This window comes from Thiohalophilus sp. (genome assembly GCF_034522235.1).
Lineage (GTDB): Bacteria > Pseudomonadota > Gammaproteobacteria > UBA6429 > Thiohalophilaceae > Thiohalophilus.
In genome coordinates this window covers 173,014-188,386 of record NZ_JAXHLN010000003.1, presented here as the reverse complement: position 1 = coordinate 188,386, position 15,373 = coordinate 173,014, and the positions used below count along the sequence as shown (strand labels likewise).

Annotated in this window: 15 protein-coding genes; 8 read left to right on the top strand and 7 right to left on the bottom strand. The window is 56.3% G+C overall.

From position 1 onward, the window contains the following. Window positions 1–7: 7 nt before the first annotated feature. From U5J94_RS03760 to U5J94_RS03735, 6 genes are all read right to left on the bottom strand, one after another. Complete coding sequence (locus U5J94_RS03760) at window positions 8–571, bottom strand: type II secretion system protein (RefSeq protein WP_322564300.1); 564 nt, start codon at window positions 569–571, stop codon at window positions 8–10. Between the two features lie 106 nt (window positions 572–677). Next, window positions 678–1,283, bottom strand: a complete 606-nt coding sequence (locus tag U5J94_RS03755) for a hypothetical protein (RefSeq protein WP_322564299.1) — start codon at window positions 1,281–1,283, stop codon at window positions 678–680. Next, entirely contained in the window at window positions 1,276–1,824 is a 549-nt protein-coding gene (locus U5J94_RS03750) for a prepilin-type N-terminal cleavage/methylation domain-containing protein (RefSeq protein ID WP_322564298.1), read from the bottom strand. The genes U5J94_RS03755 and U5J94_RS03750 overlap by 8 nt, the downstream gene beginning before the upstream one ends. Continuing rightward, complete coding sequence (locus U5J94_RS03745) at window positions 1,824–3,050, bottom strand: type II secretion system F family protein (RefSeq protein ID WP_322564297.1); 1,227 nt, start codon at window positions 3,048–3,050, stop codon at window positions 1,824–1,826. The genes U5J94_RS03750 and U5J94_RS03745 overlap by 1 nt, the downstream gene beginning before the upstream one ends. Next, entirely contained in the window at window positions 3,037–4,833 is a 1,797-nt protein-coding gene (locus U5J94_RS03740) for a GspE/PulE family protein (RefSeq protein WP_322564296.1), read from the bottom strand. The genes U5J94_RS03745 and U5J94_RS03740 overlap by 14 nt, the downstream gene beginning before the upstream one ends. Window positions 4,834–4,937: 104 nt before the next feature. Then, window positions 4,938–5,900, bottom strand: a complete 963-nt coding sequence (locus U5J94_RS03735; protein ID WP_322564295.1) for a dihydroorotate dehydrogenase — start codon at window positions 5,898–5,900, stop codon at window positions 4,938–4,940. 433 nt (window positions 5,901–6,333) lie between these two features. Between U5J94_RS03735 and trmL the strand changes: the two genes are divergently transcribed. The 6 genes from trmL to U5J94_RS03705 all read left to right on the top strand — a co-directional run bounded on the left by trmL (window position 6,334) and on the right by U5J94_RS03705 (window position 11,942). After that, on the top strand, window positions 6,334–6,798 hold the full coding sequence (trmL, locus tag U5J94_RS03730) for a tRNA (uridine(34)/cytosine(34)/5-carboxymethylaminomethyluridine(34)-2'-O)-methyltransferase TrmL (RefSeq protein WP_322564294.1): 465 nt from the start codon (window positions 6,334–6,336) through the stop codon (window positions 6,796–6,798). 18 nt (window positions 6,799–6,816) lie between these two features. Continuing rightward, window positions 6,817–9,549, top strand: coding sequence for a cation-transporting P-type ATPase (locus U5J94_RS03725; RefSeq protein ID WP_322564293.1), 2,733 nt, complete (start codon window positions 6,817–6,819; stop codon window positions 9,547–9,549). 125 nt (window positions 9,550–9,674) lie between these two features. Continuing rightward, a complete protein-coding gene (locus U5J94_RS03720) occupies window positions 9,675–9,947 on the top strand; it encodes a BrnT family toxin (protein WP_322564292.1) in 273 nt (90 codons plus the stop codon). Next, entirely contained in the window at window positions 9,931–10,179 is a 249-nt protein-coding gene (locus tag U5J94_RS03715; RefSeq protein ID WP_322564291.1) for a BrnA antitoxin family protein, read from the top strand. Before U5J94_RS03720 ends, U5J94_RS03715 begins: the two co-directional genes overlap by 17 nt. An 842-nt stretch (window positions 10,180–11,021) precedes the next feature. After that, window positions 11,022–11,390, top strand: coding sequence for a DUF4156 domain-containing protein (locus tag U5J94_RS03710; RefSeq protein WP_322564290.1), 369 nt, complete (start codon window positions 11,022–11,024; stop codon window positions 11,388–11,390). Window positions 11,391–11,486: 96 nt separating this feature from the next. Further along, window positions 11,487–11,942 carry a hypothetical protein gene (locus U5J94_RS03705; protein WP_322564289.1) on the top strand — a complete coding sequence of 152 codons (456 nt, stop codon included), beginning with the start codon at window positions 11,487–11,489 and terminating at the stop codon, window positions 11,940–11,942. Window positions 11,943–11,997: 55 nt separating this feature from the next. Here the strand turns inward: U5J94_RS03705 and U5J94_RS03700 are convergent, their stop codons facing one another. After that, a complete protein-coding gene (locus U5J94_RS03700) occupies window positions 11,998–13,194 on the bottom strand; it encodes an IS4 family transposase (RefSeq protein WP_322564288.1) in 1,197 nt (398 codons plus the stop codon). A gap of 195 nt (window positions 13,195–13,389) precedes the next feature. Between U5J94_RS03700 and U5J94_RS03695 the strand changes: the two genes are divergently transcribed. Both U5J94_RS03695 and U5J94_RS03690 read left to right on the top strand, forming a co-directional pair. Then, complete coding sequence (locus U5J94_RS03695) at window positions 13,390–13,743, top strand: hypothetical protein (protein WP_322564287.1); 354 nt, start codon at window positions 13,390–13,392, stop codon at window positions 13,741–13,743. A gap of 51 nt (window positions 13,744–13,794) precedes the next feature. Next, on the top strand, window positions 13,795–15,024 hold the full coding sequence (locus U5J94_RS03690) for an IS256 family transposase (protein WP_322564286.1): 1,230 nt from the start codon (window positions 13,795–13,797) through the stop codon (window positions 15,022–15,024). Window positions 15,025–15,373: the final 349 nt, after the last annotated feature.

Genomic DNA, 15,373 nt, shown 5'->3' with positions numbered 1-15,373 from the left:
CAATACATTAACAATTTGTGATAGTCACTGCCACAGGGTCATTAGCGGCATCAGGTGTATAAACAGCCTGACAGGAACCATTGCCGCCGGAAGTGGGCTGATAGGTGACCGCGTCAGTTACACCACCTGACCCTCCTACGGTAAAGCCATCGGGATCGGGCATTGCGGTACGAATACCGGTAGTCTGTCCATCGGGACGCCCGCCCAGCCCCAGGCCACCATCAGTACAACCGGTCAAGGTCGTATCTTCGCACAATACAGTGACATTGGAGCCGCCCATGCTGATGCTGGTCGCTGCCTTGTCGCCATTGACCACGTACTGTGCCTGCCCCAGCGCCGCGGCAGCGCGCAGGCCACCCCCGACACCCTGCACACTCGATTCGCGTGCGTCGGTGGTAACGTCGATGAATTTCGGCAGCGCCGTGGCGGCCAGCAGGCCGAGGATGACGATGACCACGACCAGCTCGATGAGGGTAAAACCGCGTTGTTGATTCATAATGAGCTCCAGTGAGTAGATGGTGTGGCAACCGCGGTTGCCGGGTAACAGACCCTTCTGCCGCAGCAGAAACATGAATATTCAATAATTTATCGTAAATTTATCAAGTAATCTAGCAAGATTTTACCGGATTACAGGCCCATGCTGATTGTATCGGCAAAAAGGGGCAAAGTTTAACCATTTATAATAACATAAATATTACGGCTATTGCCGCCAGAAACACCACGCCGCCGAACAGCCGGGGGGCCCGTTGCGCGGCGCTGTCCAGGGCCGGGGCGTCGCCGCCCATGCCGGCCAGTTTCTGGCGGGTGGCGATCCAGCGATTGGCATGGCGCTCGAGATTTTTAATGTTGCTGGGGCGGATCAACACCACCAGCCCGATATAGAGGGTGAAAATCGCCATCACCACCAGGAAGATCTGCAGCGCATCGAGCAGCCAGGCCCAGATATCGGTCGGCAGTATGCCGGGCAGGACACTGGCATAGCCTTCCAGCGGAAAATCGAAAAACAGCCGGTAGAGCAAATAGCCGGCCCCGACCACCAGCAACAGGCCATAGAGCTTGGCGTGATGGTAAAAATAGCGTTCAACATGGAACTGTTTGTCGAGGAACAGGAGGCTGAATCGGGGGGTCGAAAGCCGCCGGCTGAGCGACTGATTGAGGCGCAATCCAATGTCGGGCTTGATCAACAGCAGGAGTCCGTAAAGCGCCACCAGGACCAGCAGAACGCTGATGATCAGCAGGGTACTTTCCAGCAGGACGGAAGCGAGTGCGGTATTGTTATTCATTTGGAAATTCCCATTCGTAGTCTTCCAGCGGTACCAGATCCAGGCCGCTCACATGATCGATGCCGGGATCAAAGCGATTATTCCGGTTGTTGTCGGTGTAAACCAGCTTGATCCGGTGCCGCACCCGGGGCGCGCCGGACAACCGGGTTTTAAAGTAATCGCCAAAGCGAACCCGGTAAACCAGCGCCGACTCGGCGGTATCAAAATACCAGACCCCGTCCCGGCTCACCTGCGATTCGTTGTCGATCTCGCCAATGTAGTTGCTCGGCGGCTGCGCCAGCAGTTCTATCGGGTTGGCGTTTTCCAGGTTGTTGATAGTGCCTATCCGGTCCCTGGCCACCCGCTGGGCGATCTCCATCCCCAGTCCGCTGCGAATATTGCCAATGACGGTTTGAATCATGGCACGTTCGGCATCAATACGATAGTTGAGCAATCGATCGATGGCAATCAGACCCATAATGGAAATGATCAGAATGACCAGAACCAGTTCCAGGAGGGTAAAGCCCTGTTGTTGGAATCGACATCGTACCGGCAAGTTCATTAACCTCCTCTCGCCACAGCCATGAGATCCCACATGGGCAGGAACACGCCCAGCGCCAGGATGAAGACCATCGCACCGAGAACCACAATCAGGATCGGTTCCAGCGCGCTGCTGAGGTATTTGAGCCGGTAATCGACCTCGCGGCCGTAGAAGACAGCGATATTATCCAGCATCTCGTCCACCGCCCCGGTCTCTTCGCCGACGGCGATCATTTGCAGGATCAACGGGGTGAACATGCCGCTCTGGGTGGCGGTGCGGGTCAGTGATTCGCCCTGTTCGACGCCGGTGCGCATGCCGTTAATGTGTTGTTCCACATAGGCGTTGTCCACCGCATTGGCCACGACCGTCAGACCCTGAATCAGCGGGACGCCGGCGCGCTGGGTCACGGCAAAGGCGGTGGCGAAGCGCTGTAACAGTGCCTGGTGCAAAATGATCCCCACCGCCGGCAGTTTCAGCTTGTAACGATCCCAGATGAGTCGCCCCTTTTGCGTTTTGAGCCAGCCGCGCACAGCCAGTATGCCGGCAATGAACCCCGCCGCCAGGACATACCAGTATTCCACCATGAAGTTGGACATGCCCACCAGCAGGCGGGTCTGCCACGGCAGCTCGGCGTCGAACTTGGCAAATATTCCGGCGAAGGTGGGGATGACAAAAAAGTTGATCACCCCGATGGCAATGACGATGGCGACCACCACAAAGGTTGGATAGCGCATGGCGGTTTTGATCTGGTCCCGGGTCTCCTTCTCCCGCTCCAGGTATTCGGACAACTGCAGCAAAGCCGCGTCGAGGTTACCGCTGTGCTCTCCCACCCGGACCATGCTGATGAACAGATCGGAAAAGACCTGCGGATGGCGGGCCATGGCACTGGAGAGATCCAGTCCCGACTCCAGTCCCGCGACCAGCTCGCGGATCACGTCCTGCAGATAGGGGTTGTCGATATTGTCGGCCAGACCGTTGAGCGCGCGGATGATCGGCACCCCGGAGCGCATCAGGGTATAGAGCTGGCGGGCGAACAGGATCATGTCGTCCAGTTTCGGCCGGCGGCGGGCGCGCCACTTGCGATAGCGATCCGCCAGCGACGGACGCGGCCGGTTCTCGGTGATCTCGATGGGTGTGACGCCGCTGTTCAGCAGCTGGTTGGCGACGCTGTCGGTCGAGCCGGCCTCGAGGTAACCGGTGATCGCGTTGCCGCGTTGATCGCGGCCTTTATAGTCAAACCGGGGCATGGGATGACGAGGTGTCGTCGCTGTCGTCGGCTTCGCCCGCCGCCGGGATCGGCGGCAGGGGCTGCTCTATTTCGTCCACGGTCCCGGTGACCCGCACCACCTCTTCCAGTGAGGTGATCCCCTGCAGGGCGTAATCGAGCGCATGGCGGGCGAACGGGCGGAAAGTGTCGCTGCGTTTCGCCTGGCGGGTGAACGCCTCTGAATCTTCACGGCGCAGGGCGTTGGCCAGATCGTCGTCGATCTCCAGGTATTCGAATACCCCGATCCGGCCGTTATAGCCGGTGTTGTTGCAATGGGGACACCCCTTGCCCTGGAAGAAGCGCTGGTCATCGAGCTCTTCGCCCAGGGTGCTGTACAGCCAGGCCAGTTCATGGGGCTCGGGTTGATAGGGGGTTTTGCAACTGTCGCAGACGCGACGCACCAGGCGCTGGGCGACCACGGCGCGCAACGCCCCGGCCAGCAGATAGCCCTCGGCGCCCATGTCCAGCAGGCGGCTGACGCTCGAAATAGCATCGTTGGTATGCAACGTGGAGAGCACCAGATGGCCGGTAATGGAGGCGCGCAGACCGATCTGGGCGGTTTCCTGATCGCGCATTTCACCGACCAGCACGATGTCCGGGTCCTGGCGCAATGCGGCGCGCAGCACCCGGGCGAAGGTCAGATCGATGCGCGTGTTGACCTGCACCTGGTTGATGCGCGGCAGGCGGTATTCCACCGGGTCCTCGACGGTGATGATCTTCTTTGACGCGTCGTTCAACTCCGACAGCGCGGCATACAGCGTGGTGGTCTTCCCGCTGCCGGTGGGGCCGGTGACCAGCACCATGCCGTAGGGGCGATGAATCTGCTTGCGAAAGTGGTGCAGAATGTCCTCGGTCATCCCCAGCTGTTCCAGCTGCAGCATGCTCCCCGACTGATCCAGCAGACGCATGACCACCGACTCGCCGTACTGGACCGGCATGGTCGACAGACGCACATCGATGCTTTTGTCGCGCACGCGGATGTTGAAGCGCCCGTCCTGGGGTATGCGCCGCTCGGAGATGTTCAGCCCGCCCATCAGCTTGAGGCGCGAGACCAGCGCACTGGCGATGCGCTTCTCGCTCATCACCTGCTCCTGGAGCACCCCGTCGACGCGCTGGCGAATGCGCAGCACGCTCTCATCCGGTTCGATATGAATATCCGAGGCCCCGATCTGCACCGCGTCCTCGAACAGGGTCTGCAGCAGGCGGACGACCGGTGCGTTGGTGACATCCTCGTTTTGTGCCAGCTGGTTGAGATCGATGTCGGTCTCATCCAGCTGGTCATCGAGTTCTTCGGCCAGATTGCTGATGTCGGCGGTGCGCCGGTAAACCGTGTCAATCGCCGCCAGCAGGTCGGTTTCGCGGACTACCGCCTGCTCGATGTTGCGCTTGAGCACCTTGGCCAGTTCGTCGTAGGCGAAGATATCGGTCGGATCGGCCATGCCGACCAGCAGACTGCCATCGGCAGTCTCCTTGAGGGCGATGACCCGGTAACGGCGCGCCAGGGTCTCGGGGATGAGGCGCACCGTCTCCGGGTCGTAGTTGTACTGTTTCAGGTTGATAAACGGCAGGCCCAGCTGGGTGGAGAGCAGCTCCATCAGTTGCTGCTCGGTAACCAGTTTTTTCTGGATCAGGGTGCGGCCCAGCTTCTGGCCGGTCTTTTTCTGATCGGCGAGCGCCGTCATCAGCTGGTCTTCGCTGATGACGTTGTTTTCCACCAGCAGATCGCCGAGGCGGAGCTTCTTGCGTGGAGCGGTCGTGGCCATAATGGGTATTCGATTGGTTATGGGTCAGGCCGTCGCCTGAGCGTTGTTATCGTTATCGGCCGCCAGGCAGTCAGCTTTATCGCTTTTATGGCGGATTGGTGCTTTTAGCAGCAGGAGCCGCTACTATCGTTCAACCGCAGGCTGCCGGTCAACTGCGCCACGTTGCTCAATTGGTGCCGGTTCAGGTAGTCCACGATACCGGCGTTGATTTTGGCGCAGATCAGCGGATCGTAAAACAGCGCGGTGCCGACCCCTACCGCCGAGGCCCCGGCGATCAGAAACTCGATGGCGTCCTCGGCCGAATTGACCCCGCCCTGGCCGATGATCGGAATACCGTGCTCGCGCGCCACCTGGTAGACCTGGTGCACCTTGAGCAGGGCGATGGGCTTGATCGCCGGGCCGGAGAGGCCGCCCTGGTTGTTGCCGATGACGGGGCTGCGCGATTCGATATCGACGGCCATGCCCATCAGCGTATTGATCACCGCAAAGCCGTCGGTCCCCGCCTCGATGCAACGCCGGGCGTTTTCGGCGATGTCGGTCTGGTTGGGCGAGAGCTTGGTGATCAGCGGCTTGTCGGTCACCTTCCGACACGCCGCCACCACGCGGGCGGACATCTCGGGGTCGTTGCCGAAGGTGACGCCGCCCTCTTTCACGTTCGGGCAGGAGATATTGATCTCCATCGCATCGATGGGCGAGTCATCGAAGATCCGTGCCACCTCGACATACTCTTCCAGCGTGGAGCCGGAGAGGTTGGCGATAAACCGGGTCTCGGAAAAATCCAGTTCCGGCAGGATGTTGTCGACCACATGCCGCGAACCGGGGTTCTGCAGCCCGATGGCATTGAGCATCCCCATCGGCGTCTCAAAAATCCGATGTGGTGGATTGCCCAGGCGCGGTTCCAGCGTCGTGCCCTTCAGGCACACCGCGCCCACATCCCGATTGGAGTAGCCGACTACCCGGGTGTATTCCTCGCCAAACCCGACGCACCCCGACAGCAACACCAGCGGCGTCTGGAAATCCATCCCGCAAAAATCGGTGCGCAGCAGCTCGGCGTCGTCAGTGTTCATGGCGAGGCAAGATACCCGTATTACGTCGCTGGAACAAGTCAGCCTCGCCGGGAAGAGCCAGGAAAGAAACGAATTCCGGCGAGCCGGCGACCCTTTCCAGGGTATGCACTCAATTGGGCCAGCGAGGAGGTACGAGGGTCGAGTGACGAGTAACGAGGTGGTTGTGCTGGAGTCGTAGGCCAGGTTGCGCGTAGCGCTACCTGGCACCCCAGATATGGGTTCAAGCTTGATACGAGGTTGCGTCACGCAGGCTGTCGCCAACGTAAGCTACGTTGCTATGCCTGAAAAACGCCCGATACCGCTCCGCTATATCGGGCCTACCTCGGGGACAGAGGTAGGCCGGACATAGTGCAACGGTGTCCGGCAACTATCCGATCAGAACAATGAGCCATTACGGTATGATGACCAGTACAGATGCCCAGAGCCGAATGCCATGTTCCACGTCGTTTTATACCAGCCCGAAATCCCGCCCAACACCGGCAACATCATCCGCCTGTGCGCCAATACCGGCGCGCAGCTGCATTTGATCGAGCCGCTGGGTTTCGAGCTGGATGACGTGCGCCTCAAACGCGCCGGGCTGGACTACCACGAATACGCCGAAGTCCGGCAGCACACCAGTTTTGATTCCTTTTTATTAGGCGTGCAGCCCAAACGCCTGTTCGGGCTGTCGACCAAAGGGAAACGCAACGTGTTCGACGTGGTCTATCAACCGGGGGATGCGTTCATCTTTGGTCCCGAAACCCGCGGCCTGCCGCAGGAGTTGCGCGAGGGGCTGGGTGAGGATTTCGTGTTGCGCCTGCCCATGCAACCGACCAACCGCAGTCTGAATCTGGCCAATGCCGTATCGGTGGTGGTGTACGAAGCCTGGCGCCAGCAAGGGTTTGCCGGGGCGGAATAAACAACGCATGGAGTGAGCATGAACAGTTCAGCACAGAACGAGACCGCTTCCACCACACCCCAATGGCATACGTTATCGGTTGAGGCGGTGCTCGAAGAGCAGCGGGCCGCCGTCGAACAGGGGCTGGACGAGGCCGAGGTCACCCGCCGACGCGAGCAGTACGGGCCCAACAGCTTAAGCGAGGTGCAACAGCGTGGTCCGCTCAAACGCCTGCTGGCCCAGTTCCAGAACCTGTTGATCTATGTGTTACTGGGCGCGGCAGTGATCACCGCCCTGCTCGGTCACTGGGTGGATACCGCGGTGATTGTCGGCGTGGTGCTGGTCAATGCCGTGATCGGCTTTGTCCAGGAAGGCAAGGCCGAAGACGCGCTGGCGGCGATCCGTAACATGCTCTCGGCGCGCGCCATGGTGCGTCGCGATGGCCGCCAGTTCAGCGTGCCGGCCGAGGAGCTGGTGCCCGGCGATATCGTCCTGCTGCAGGCGGGCGACAAGGTGCCGGCGGATCTGCGTCTGGTTCAGGCGCGCGGCCTGCAAATCCAGGAAGCGGCATTGACCGGCGAATCGGTCGCCGTGGATAAAGTCATCCCGGCGGTGGCCGCCGACGCGCCACTGGGTGATCGGCGAGACATGGCCTATTCCGGCACCCTGGTCAGCCACGGCCAGGGCGCGGGCGTGGTCATCGCCACCGGCGCCGACACCGAGATCGGCCGGATCAGCGACCTGGTCGCGCAGGTCGAGACCCTGACCACCCCGTTGTTGCGCCAGATGGCGATCTTCTCCCGCTGGCTGACCGGCGCGGTACTGGGCGTGGCCGCGTTGATGTTCCTGTTCGGGATTCTTGTCTGGTCGATGACGGCCACCGAGATGTTCATGACCGTGGTCGGGCTGGCGGTGGCCGCGATTCCCGAGGGGCTGCCCGCGATCCTGACCGTGACCCTGGCCATCGGCGTGCAGCGGCTGGCCGGGCGCCACGCTATCATCCGGCGGCTGCCGGTGGTCGAAACCCTGGGCTCGGTCAGCGTGATCTGTTCCGACAAGACCGGCACCCTGACCCGCAACGAGATGATGGTGCGCAGCCTGGTTACCGCCGACGGCGTTTATCAGGTGGAAGGCGACGGCTATATCCCGCGCGGCAGCTTTGTGCTCGAGGATCAGACCGTGGAACCGGATCAGCACCCGGTGTTGATGCAGGCGCTGCGCGCCGGGCTGTTGTGCAATGACGCCAGCCTGGAACAAAAAAACGAGCAGTGGCAGGTGCATGGCGATCCCATGGAGGGCGCGCTGGTCGCCGCTGCCCTCAAGGCCGGGCTGGAGGCGAATCCCGAGCGCAAACAGTATCCGCGCGACGATCTGATCCCCTTCGACTCACAACACAAGTTCATGGCCACCCTGCACCACAGCCATGAGGGCGAGGCGTTTGTCTATCTCAAGGGCGCGCCGGAACAGGTACTGGCCCGCTGCCGCGCGGTGCAGGTCGGTGACGGCGAGGAGCAGCCGCTGGATCAAAAGCAGTGGCGGACACAGATCGACGCGCTGGCCGATCAGGGCCAGCGGGTGCTGGCGGTGGCCTGCAAGGCGATGCCCGATCACGCGCACGAAGTCGATTTCGACGATGTGGAATCGGATTTGCTCCTGCTTGGCCTGTTCGGCCTGATCGATCCGCCGCGCGAGGAAGCCATCCAGGCCGTGGCCGATTGCCGGCAGGCCGGTATCCGCGTGAAGATGATCACCGGCGATCATGGCGGCACCGCGCGGGCGATCGCCGCGCAGCTCAAGCTCAACAACAGCGCCGAGGTGATCACCGGCCAGGAACTGGAAACCATGGATGACACCGAACTGGCCCGGCGGGTCGGCGAGGTGGATGTCTACGCGCGGGTCAGTCCCGAACACAAACTGCGCCTGGTCACGCTTTTACAAGAGCAGGGCGCGATCGTCGCCATGACCGGCGACGGGGTCAACGACGCCCCGGCGCTCAAGCGTGCCGACGTCGGCATCGCCATGGGTCACAAGGGCACCGAGGCGGCCAAGGATGCCTCGGAGATGGTCATCGCCGACGACAACTTTGCCTCCATCGCCCATGCGGTGGAACAGGGCCGCACGGTTTACGACAACCTGAAAAAAGCCATCGTGTTTTTATTGCCGATCAACGGCGGCGAGGCGATGAGTATCCTGATCGCGGTGCTGTTCGGCTTTACCCTGCCGATCTCGCCGGTGCAGATCCTGTGGGTCAACATGGTCAGCTCGGTGGCGCTGGCCATGGCGCTGGCGTTCGAGGCCACCGAACCCGATACCATGCGCCGGCCGCCGCGCGATGCCGGCGAGGCGATGCTGTCCCGCTTTCTGGTCTGGCGCATCGCCCTGGTGTCGATCCTGATGGCCGCCGGCGTGTTCGGCATCTTTGGCTGGGCGACGACCCACGGCGCCAGCCTGGAAGAGGCCCGCACCTACGCGGTGAATACGCTGGTGGTGATGGAAGTCTTCTACCTGTTCAGTGTGCGCTTTTTACGCACCCCGTCGCTGACCTGGCAGCGCATGTTCAACTCCCGCGCCGCGATCATCGCCGTGGCCGTGGTCGCCGTGTTGCAGTTGATCTTCACCTACGCGCCGTTCATGGAACGCTTCTTCGACACCCGCCCGGTCGATTTCATCCACGGCGTCGAGATCATCCTGATCGGCATCGGCCTGTTCGCCATCCTCGAACTGGAAAAACTCTGGCTGCGGCGCAAAAAAGATCCAACGCAGGGACGTTGATGCCCGTTGTATGGGTACAAAGGCGCAGAGAACGCAGAGTTAAAAAAATGACACGACTCTTTCATGAATAAGCAAAAATCACGGATATCCTTGATATATGTATAATATATGCATATACTTGCTGCATGGACGTAAGATGGGATCCAGCCAAGGCTAAGGCGAATTTACGGAAACACGGGATCCACTTCTCGGATGCAGAAGCCGTCCTGTTCGATCCTCTGGCCCTTTCGATGGAGGACCAGGATGCTGAAGGTGAAGATCGCTACATCGCAATGGGTGAAGATACTGTGGGGCGCGTGTTAGTGGTCGTGTATACCTACCGTGGCGATACGATTCGAATCATATCGGCGCGCCTTGCCACTCGCAAAGAGATGAATGTTTATGAAAAAGGAATATGATTTTAAAAAGGCCAAACGCGGCCCGGTGATAAAACCGAAAGGTAAAACTCGTATCACCATATATCTGGATGATGACGTGGTTGAAACCTTTCGCAAGCTGGCAGATGAATCCGGTTCAGGTTACCAAACCCTGATTAATCAAGCTCTACGTGATTTTCTTGGCAAAAGTCCCGGTCCGCTGGATGAAGAAACGCTGCGTCGAGTTATTCGCGAAGAGCTACGTTCGGCGTAACTTCGTGGTATCGGGCACCCGGCTGCTTCAAAATGTTCTGTAGGAGCGCCCCGCGGGCGCGATACTCTCGCGTCTAATATTTTATTCCCCTCCCCTTGAAGGGGAGGGTCAGGGTGAGGTGATCAAGCATCCAGCTTCTATCAAAATGATCGCCCTTCGGGCAGCCTGAATTTTGAAAGCGGGCTCTCGCGTCTAATATTTTATTCCCCTCCCCTTCAAGGGGAGGGCCAGGGAGGGGTGATCAAGCATCCAGTTTCTACCTAAATGATCGCCCTGCGGGCGAGCTGAATTTTGAAAGCGGGCTCTCGCGCCCGCGCGGCGAGTTCATTTCTTTATTACGCGATAAAGAAACGAACCAAAGAAATCGCGCCCGAAAGACGCCGCCGGTTCAGCCATTTCCAATGGCTGAACCGGTCCCCTGCGCTTCTCGCTCCAGTCGGGCTCGCCAGACGGCACGTCCCTGTGCCGACTGGCGAGTGGCGGCTTGTCTCATAGAACCCCTTCGGGTTTCATTATGAGTACCCTACCTATCTCCGATAGGTCAGAGCACCATGCCGCCACCCTTCGGGCTGATCCTCCCTCCACTGCGATGCTCGGCGGCGTCTAACGGGATCAAAAACACAATAGATGGGTTAGGGGAAACCCTGATATCTCGGAAGAGATCATCAGGCTGTTGAGTCGAAAAAACAGAAATGCTTGCTAGTATTGAGAATAATTGGGAAATTTCAGGACGTACGTTCGTGTTTTCAGCTTTATCTGGATTTAGGCGAACGGCCGCCTAATACCGTAAATTACGAACGGCCGTCTATATGACAGTTGGGCATAACAAAAAAGGAAATATTATGAAGCGTATTATATCTCTTATTACTGCAATCTCATTAACAGCTTGTTCTGCAATTCCTCTTCAGCCTGGAGCAGAAAAAGTTCGCTTAACTCATCAAGAGCCAAAAAACTGCCAATTCTTAGGTGATGTAACAGGTAGTCAAGGTAACGAATTTACCGGTGAGCTTACATCTAACTCAACAATGGAAACTGGCGCAAGAAACGATATAAAAAATAAGGCGCATGCTTTAGGTGGAAATGTAGTTTACTTTCTAAGCCACCGTGCTGGGCAAACAGGAGAATTTGGTTCAGTAGGAAATAGTTTCTATGGTAGCAGTTATCAATCAAACGTAACCTTGAGTGGTAATGTTTATAAATGTCCACAATAAAGTGCCCAACAAGGAACTCCAGTTGATTCACAAAAGCGGCGCTCCTATCGTCGCCCCACTTTTGTTCTCATCTGAGCTTAATCGTTAGAGGTGTAGATGTCAGATTTTATACGCATAAACGGGTTGCCAACGGACCACGCCGAAAAAGCGTATAAAGAAGGGTATTATCTCGAGGCGTTACAAACTCTACACGGATGGCTGGAATGCAAGCTTCGTGAATTACTCTTAATGCAGAGAACCACTAATGATACTCCTCATGATTCATGGGCGAGTGCTTGGGATGCTTCCAATGAATTTTCGCTAAATAATGCAGCTAAAACACTTTTTGTGATCGGCGTAATTACTGAAAGCGAATATAGTAGAATAAAGAAATTCAATCGCCTCAGGAACAACCTGGTGCACAAAATATTTTACGACCCATACAATGAGAGCTGGAAGGGAGTGCCTCATCATGAAATTGAGGAGGCATTTAAGTCAGGGATGCTTCTATCGGAGGAAATCGAATTTAAATCGGGCGAAGTTCTTGAGTCACAAAATACCTCTAACAAATAGCTCAAGTCGTTCGCTATGAATTTAAGGGGTCAAAGCCTGAGGGATCCCCACAAAATCACGCATAACATTGCACCTCAAATTGCTCCTGAAGTGCCCATAGCGCCTGCTTGAAGTCCGTATCTCGAAATTCTTGCCTCTCTTTCTGTAACACACGACAACCCAGATAAAAGATGGACAAAACGCTGCGTGATTTCACGGTATTGGCCTGATAATGTTGGTGCTGTTTTTTCATTTCAGCCAGTTTGCCGACCAGCCAGACGGCAAAGGTCGCTAACGCACCGACCAGTAATAGGTTTTCATAACGATACGAGGCATAGGCTCGCGCCTCATCCAGACTGAATCCCCAGCGACTGTTTTTAAAATCTCTAAATCCTTCTTCGATCTGCATTCGGGTTTTATACAAATTCATTATGCGCTTTGTCATTTTTTCACCGCCATCAAGCGAGGTGACGATCAGCCAGGGTGTCCGTTCTCGGTGAGCATTTTTCTCGCTGTATTTCGCAGTGCTGCGTTGCCCGTAAACAGTTTTCTTGACTCTTCCACGTTTCTTTTTCTTCACCAGATAGGCGTGACAGGCCAGAGGTACATTTTTTACCAGATCAATATAACCAAGATACTTTGGGCGAGTCGTGGCTGTCTCGAAAACCTGTTCTACGCGGACCCAGTCCGCGTCACCCTGCGTGCTAATCAGGGGACGTCCACCGACTCGGCCTACAAAGTTCCAACCCATTGCCAATACGGCACGGAACCAAGGATTGCGGAAGCCAGAATCCGTAACGACAATCGGACAACAATACTCGGGCAATAACGTTTTCAAGGTTTTTAAAAACCGCTTTTCCACACCTGGGTTCCCTAGCTTGGCTATCGGGTGTACCTCGTCATACAGTGTCAAGGCGCGACCACCTACCGGCAGCGAAGCCCGCAGCATATGATAATGCCGATCTGCACCCAGATCCGACCAGTCGACCAGAATAACCGGCTGGGGAGACTGGCCAATAATCCATCTGGCAAGCGCACGGTAAATCAGGCCTCGTTCCTGATTTAAGGCCGGGTTACCAATCAAGCGGTCCGCTCGTTTGATGTTGTGTTTTTCGAATACGGCATTTTTGATCGCACGGCCCAGGCCCGTGACGGAAAGTTTTTTGCCATGTACACAGGCCTGAACGACATCCATCAGTACAGTCATTCGCTTTTTGTGGATCCCTTGACACATCTTCGATAAATGTTTATGTAGTAAATGGGTGGCATGCATTGATGGATCTCCTGTTGCGTTTGGTCACCAACAAGAAGATCAAAATCATTAATGCATGTCTACCCAATCATTTTTATACCTAAATCATTGTTTTTGATCGCAATTTTGTGGGGATACCTCAGGGTCAAAGCCCTTATTAGTGTGACATCATGGTGCGTTGACAGCTTATTCGTTAGCCAATAAAGGAGATAGAGTTTGCCTGATCCAGAGATAAAAGAATGGATTGTGATAATCAAGGACGCGCTGCTAGGCTTGGCTGCGATTGTTACGATGCTTGTTGGAATCTATGGAGTAAGATCTTGGAAGAGAAATTTAGTAGGGAAGGAGATCTATACAGCTGCGAGAAACCTCGTGAAAGAGAGTCATTTGATTGCAAAAGCAGCACAGAAGCTAAGGCAGCCCATCTACCCTTACGAAAAACAGCAGCTCACTGAAGATGAAACCAAGAACTTTACAAAAAAGGAATTGTGGCGCATTACCGAAGCGAAAGCTTACAAGGCAAAAGTTGAAGTATTTGCGGAGGAATTAAGCCGTGAGACTGTAAATTAAATTGTGTAACTGCTCAAAGTCCCATACCCTTGATAATAAAGGAAAAGACACATGAGCAGAAGAACAAAAACCAAAACCGATATCGACCCGCAGCTTGAAGCCCTGGTGAACAGTATCAAAACACCGGAGGAACTCGAGGACCTCACCCGCTTGCTGCGCCAAAAAACCTTTGAAGCTATGCTCGAAGGCGAGATGGATGACCACCTTGGCTATCCCAAGCATGACAAAGCCGGTCAGCATAGCGGCAACAGCCGTAACGGTTACAGCAGTAAAACCTTGAAGGGCGAGCTTGGCGAGCTGCCAATTGCCATTCCCCGGGACCGCAACGGGGAATTTGAGCCGCTCATTATCTCCAAAAACCAGACCCGGCTACCGATTTTCAACGACAAGATCATCATGCTCTACAGCAAGGGCATGAGCACGCGGGACATAGCTTCCACCTTGTTGGAACTGTACGGCGTTGAGGTCTCTCCTACGCTGATTTCACGGGTCACCGAGCAGGTGCTGGAACAGGTCCAGCAATGGCAATCCCGACCCCTGGATGAGGTCTATCCCATCGTCTATCTCGACTGCATCCGGGTGAAGATCCGTCAGGACAAACGCGTCATCAACAAAGCCATTTACCTGGCGCTGGGCATCAACCTGGACGGCCAGAAAGAACTGCTGGGGCTGTGGCTCGCGGAAAACGAGGGTGCCAAGTTCTGGCTGTCCGTGCTCACCGAACTGCAACAACGGGGCCTGAAGGACATTTTCATCGCCTCGGTGGATGGGCTGACAGGCTTCCCGGAAGCCATTAACACCGTTTACCCGAAGACCCAGATCCAGCTATGCATCGTGCATATGGTGCGCAACTCGCTCAAATTCGTCTCCTGGAAAGAACGCAAGACCGTTGCCGCTGACCTGAAAAAGATCTACGCCTCCCTCACTGTCGAGGAGGCCGAGCGAGAGCTGGCCGCCTTTGCCGAGCGCTGGGATGAGAAGTTTCCGTCCATCAGCACGGCCTGGCGCAAACACTGGCCGAATCTCATCACCCTGTTTAACTACCCGGATGATATTCGTAAAGTAATTTACACCACCAACGCTATCGAATCCCTCAATAGCGTTATCCGTAAGGCCGTCAACAACCGTAAGGTCTTTCCGAATGACGACGCGGCACTCAAGGTCGTCTATCTGGCCATGCAGGCGGCCTCCAAGAAATGGACCATGCCCATTCACCATTGGAAGGACGCCTTGAATCGTTTTATGATTGAGTTTCCGGATAGAATGCCGGAGCAGTTCTAACCGGGCAGTTACACAGAATTATTTACAGTCTCTAAGCCGTTTCGAGTTAGCCAAGCTTGACCTGCGCGTACTCGTTGGGTCTAAAACATACGAGGGGTTTTTGCCTTTTGGTGTTTTCCTTAAAGAGACGTTAGATAGAGTTAATGCGTATCTAGACTTGCTACAAGATTTTACACGCCCTCTTTCTCCTGACTCTCAAGATGTTATCGAAGCACAACAGGAGCTTTACCCATCTAGCAATCTCGATGATGAGCTATCACAGAATCTAGCGGATTCGCGCGAAGAGGGAGAAAAATCGCTTCTCGCACATCTTCACCGGAAAAGTATATATGGCTAAGACGGAAATCAG

Excerpts from the sequence above, each read along its gene's own strand:
- U5J94_RS03750 (WP_322564298.1), bottom strand. The coding sequence starts at position 1,824 with ATGAACTTGCCGGTACGATGTCGATTCCAACAACAGGGCTTTACCCTC.
- trmL (WP_322564294.1), top strand. The coding sequence starts at position 6,334 with ATGTTCCACGTCGTTTTATACCAGCCCGAAATCCCGCCCAACACCGGC.
- U5J94_RS03700 (WP_322564288.1), bottom strand. The coding sequence starts at position 13,194 with ATGCATGCCACCCATTTACTACATAAACATTTATCGAAGATGTGTCAA.
- U5J94_RS03760 (WP_322564300.1), bottom strand. The coding sequence starts at position 571 with ATGTTTCTGCTGCGGCAGAAGGGTCTGTTACCCGGCAACCGCGGTTGC.
- U5J94_RS03705 (WP_322564289.1), top strand. The coding sequence starts at position 11,487 with ATGTCAGATTTTATACGCATAAACGGGTTGCCAACGGACCACGCCGAA.
- U5J94_RS03745 (WP_322564297.1), bottom strand. The coding sequence starts at position 3,050 with ATGCCCCGGTTTGACTATAAAGGCCGCGATCAACGCGGCAACGCGATC.
- U5J94_RS03725 (WP_322564293.1), top strand. The coding sequence starts at position 6,817 with ATGAACAGTTCAGCACAGAACGAGACCGCTTCCACCACACCCCAATGG.
- U5J94_RS03735 (WP_322564295.1), bottom strand. The coding sequence starts at position 5,900 with ATGAACACTGACGACGCCGAGCTGCTGCGCACCGATTTTTGCGGGATG.
- U5J94_RS03720 (WP_322564292.1), top strand. The coding sequence starts at position 9,675 with ATGGACGTAAGATGGGATCCAGCCAAGGCTAAGGCGAATTTACGGAAA.
- U5J94_RS03710 (WP_322564290.1), top strand. The coding sequence starts at position 11,022 with ATGAAGCGTATTATATCTCTTATTACTGCAATCTCATTAACAGCTTGT.
- U5J94_RS03690 (WP_322564286.1), top strand. The coding sequence starts at position 13,795 with ATGAGCAGAAGAACAAAAACCAAAACCGATATCGACCCGCAGCTTGAA.
- U5J94_RS03755 (WP_322564299.1), bottom strand. The coding sequence starts at position 1,283 with ATGAATAACAATACCGCACTCGCTTCCGTCCTGCTGGAAAGTACCCTG.
- U5J94_RS03740 (WP_322564296.1), bottom strand. The coding sequence starts at position 4,833 with ATGGCCACGACCGCTCCACGCAAGAAGCTCCGCCTCGGCGATCTGCTG.
- U5J94_RS03715 (WP_322564291.1), top strand. The coding sequence starts at position 9,931 with ATGAAAAAGGAATATGATTTTAAAAAGGCCAAACGCGGCCCGGTGATA.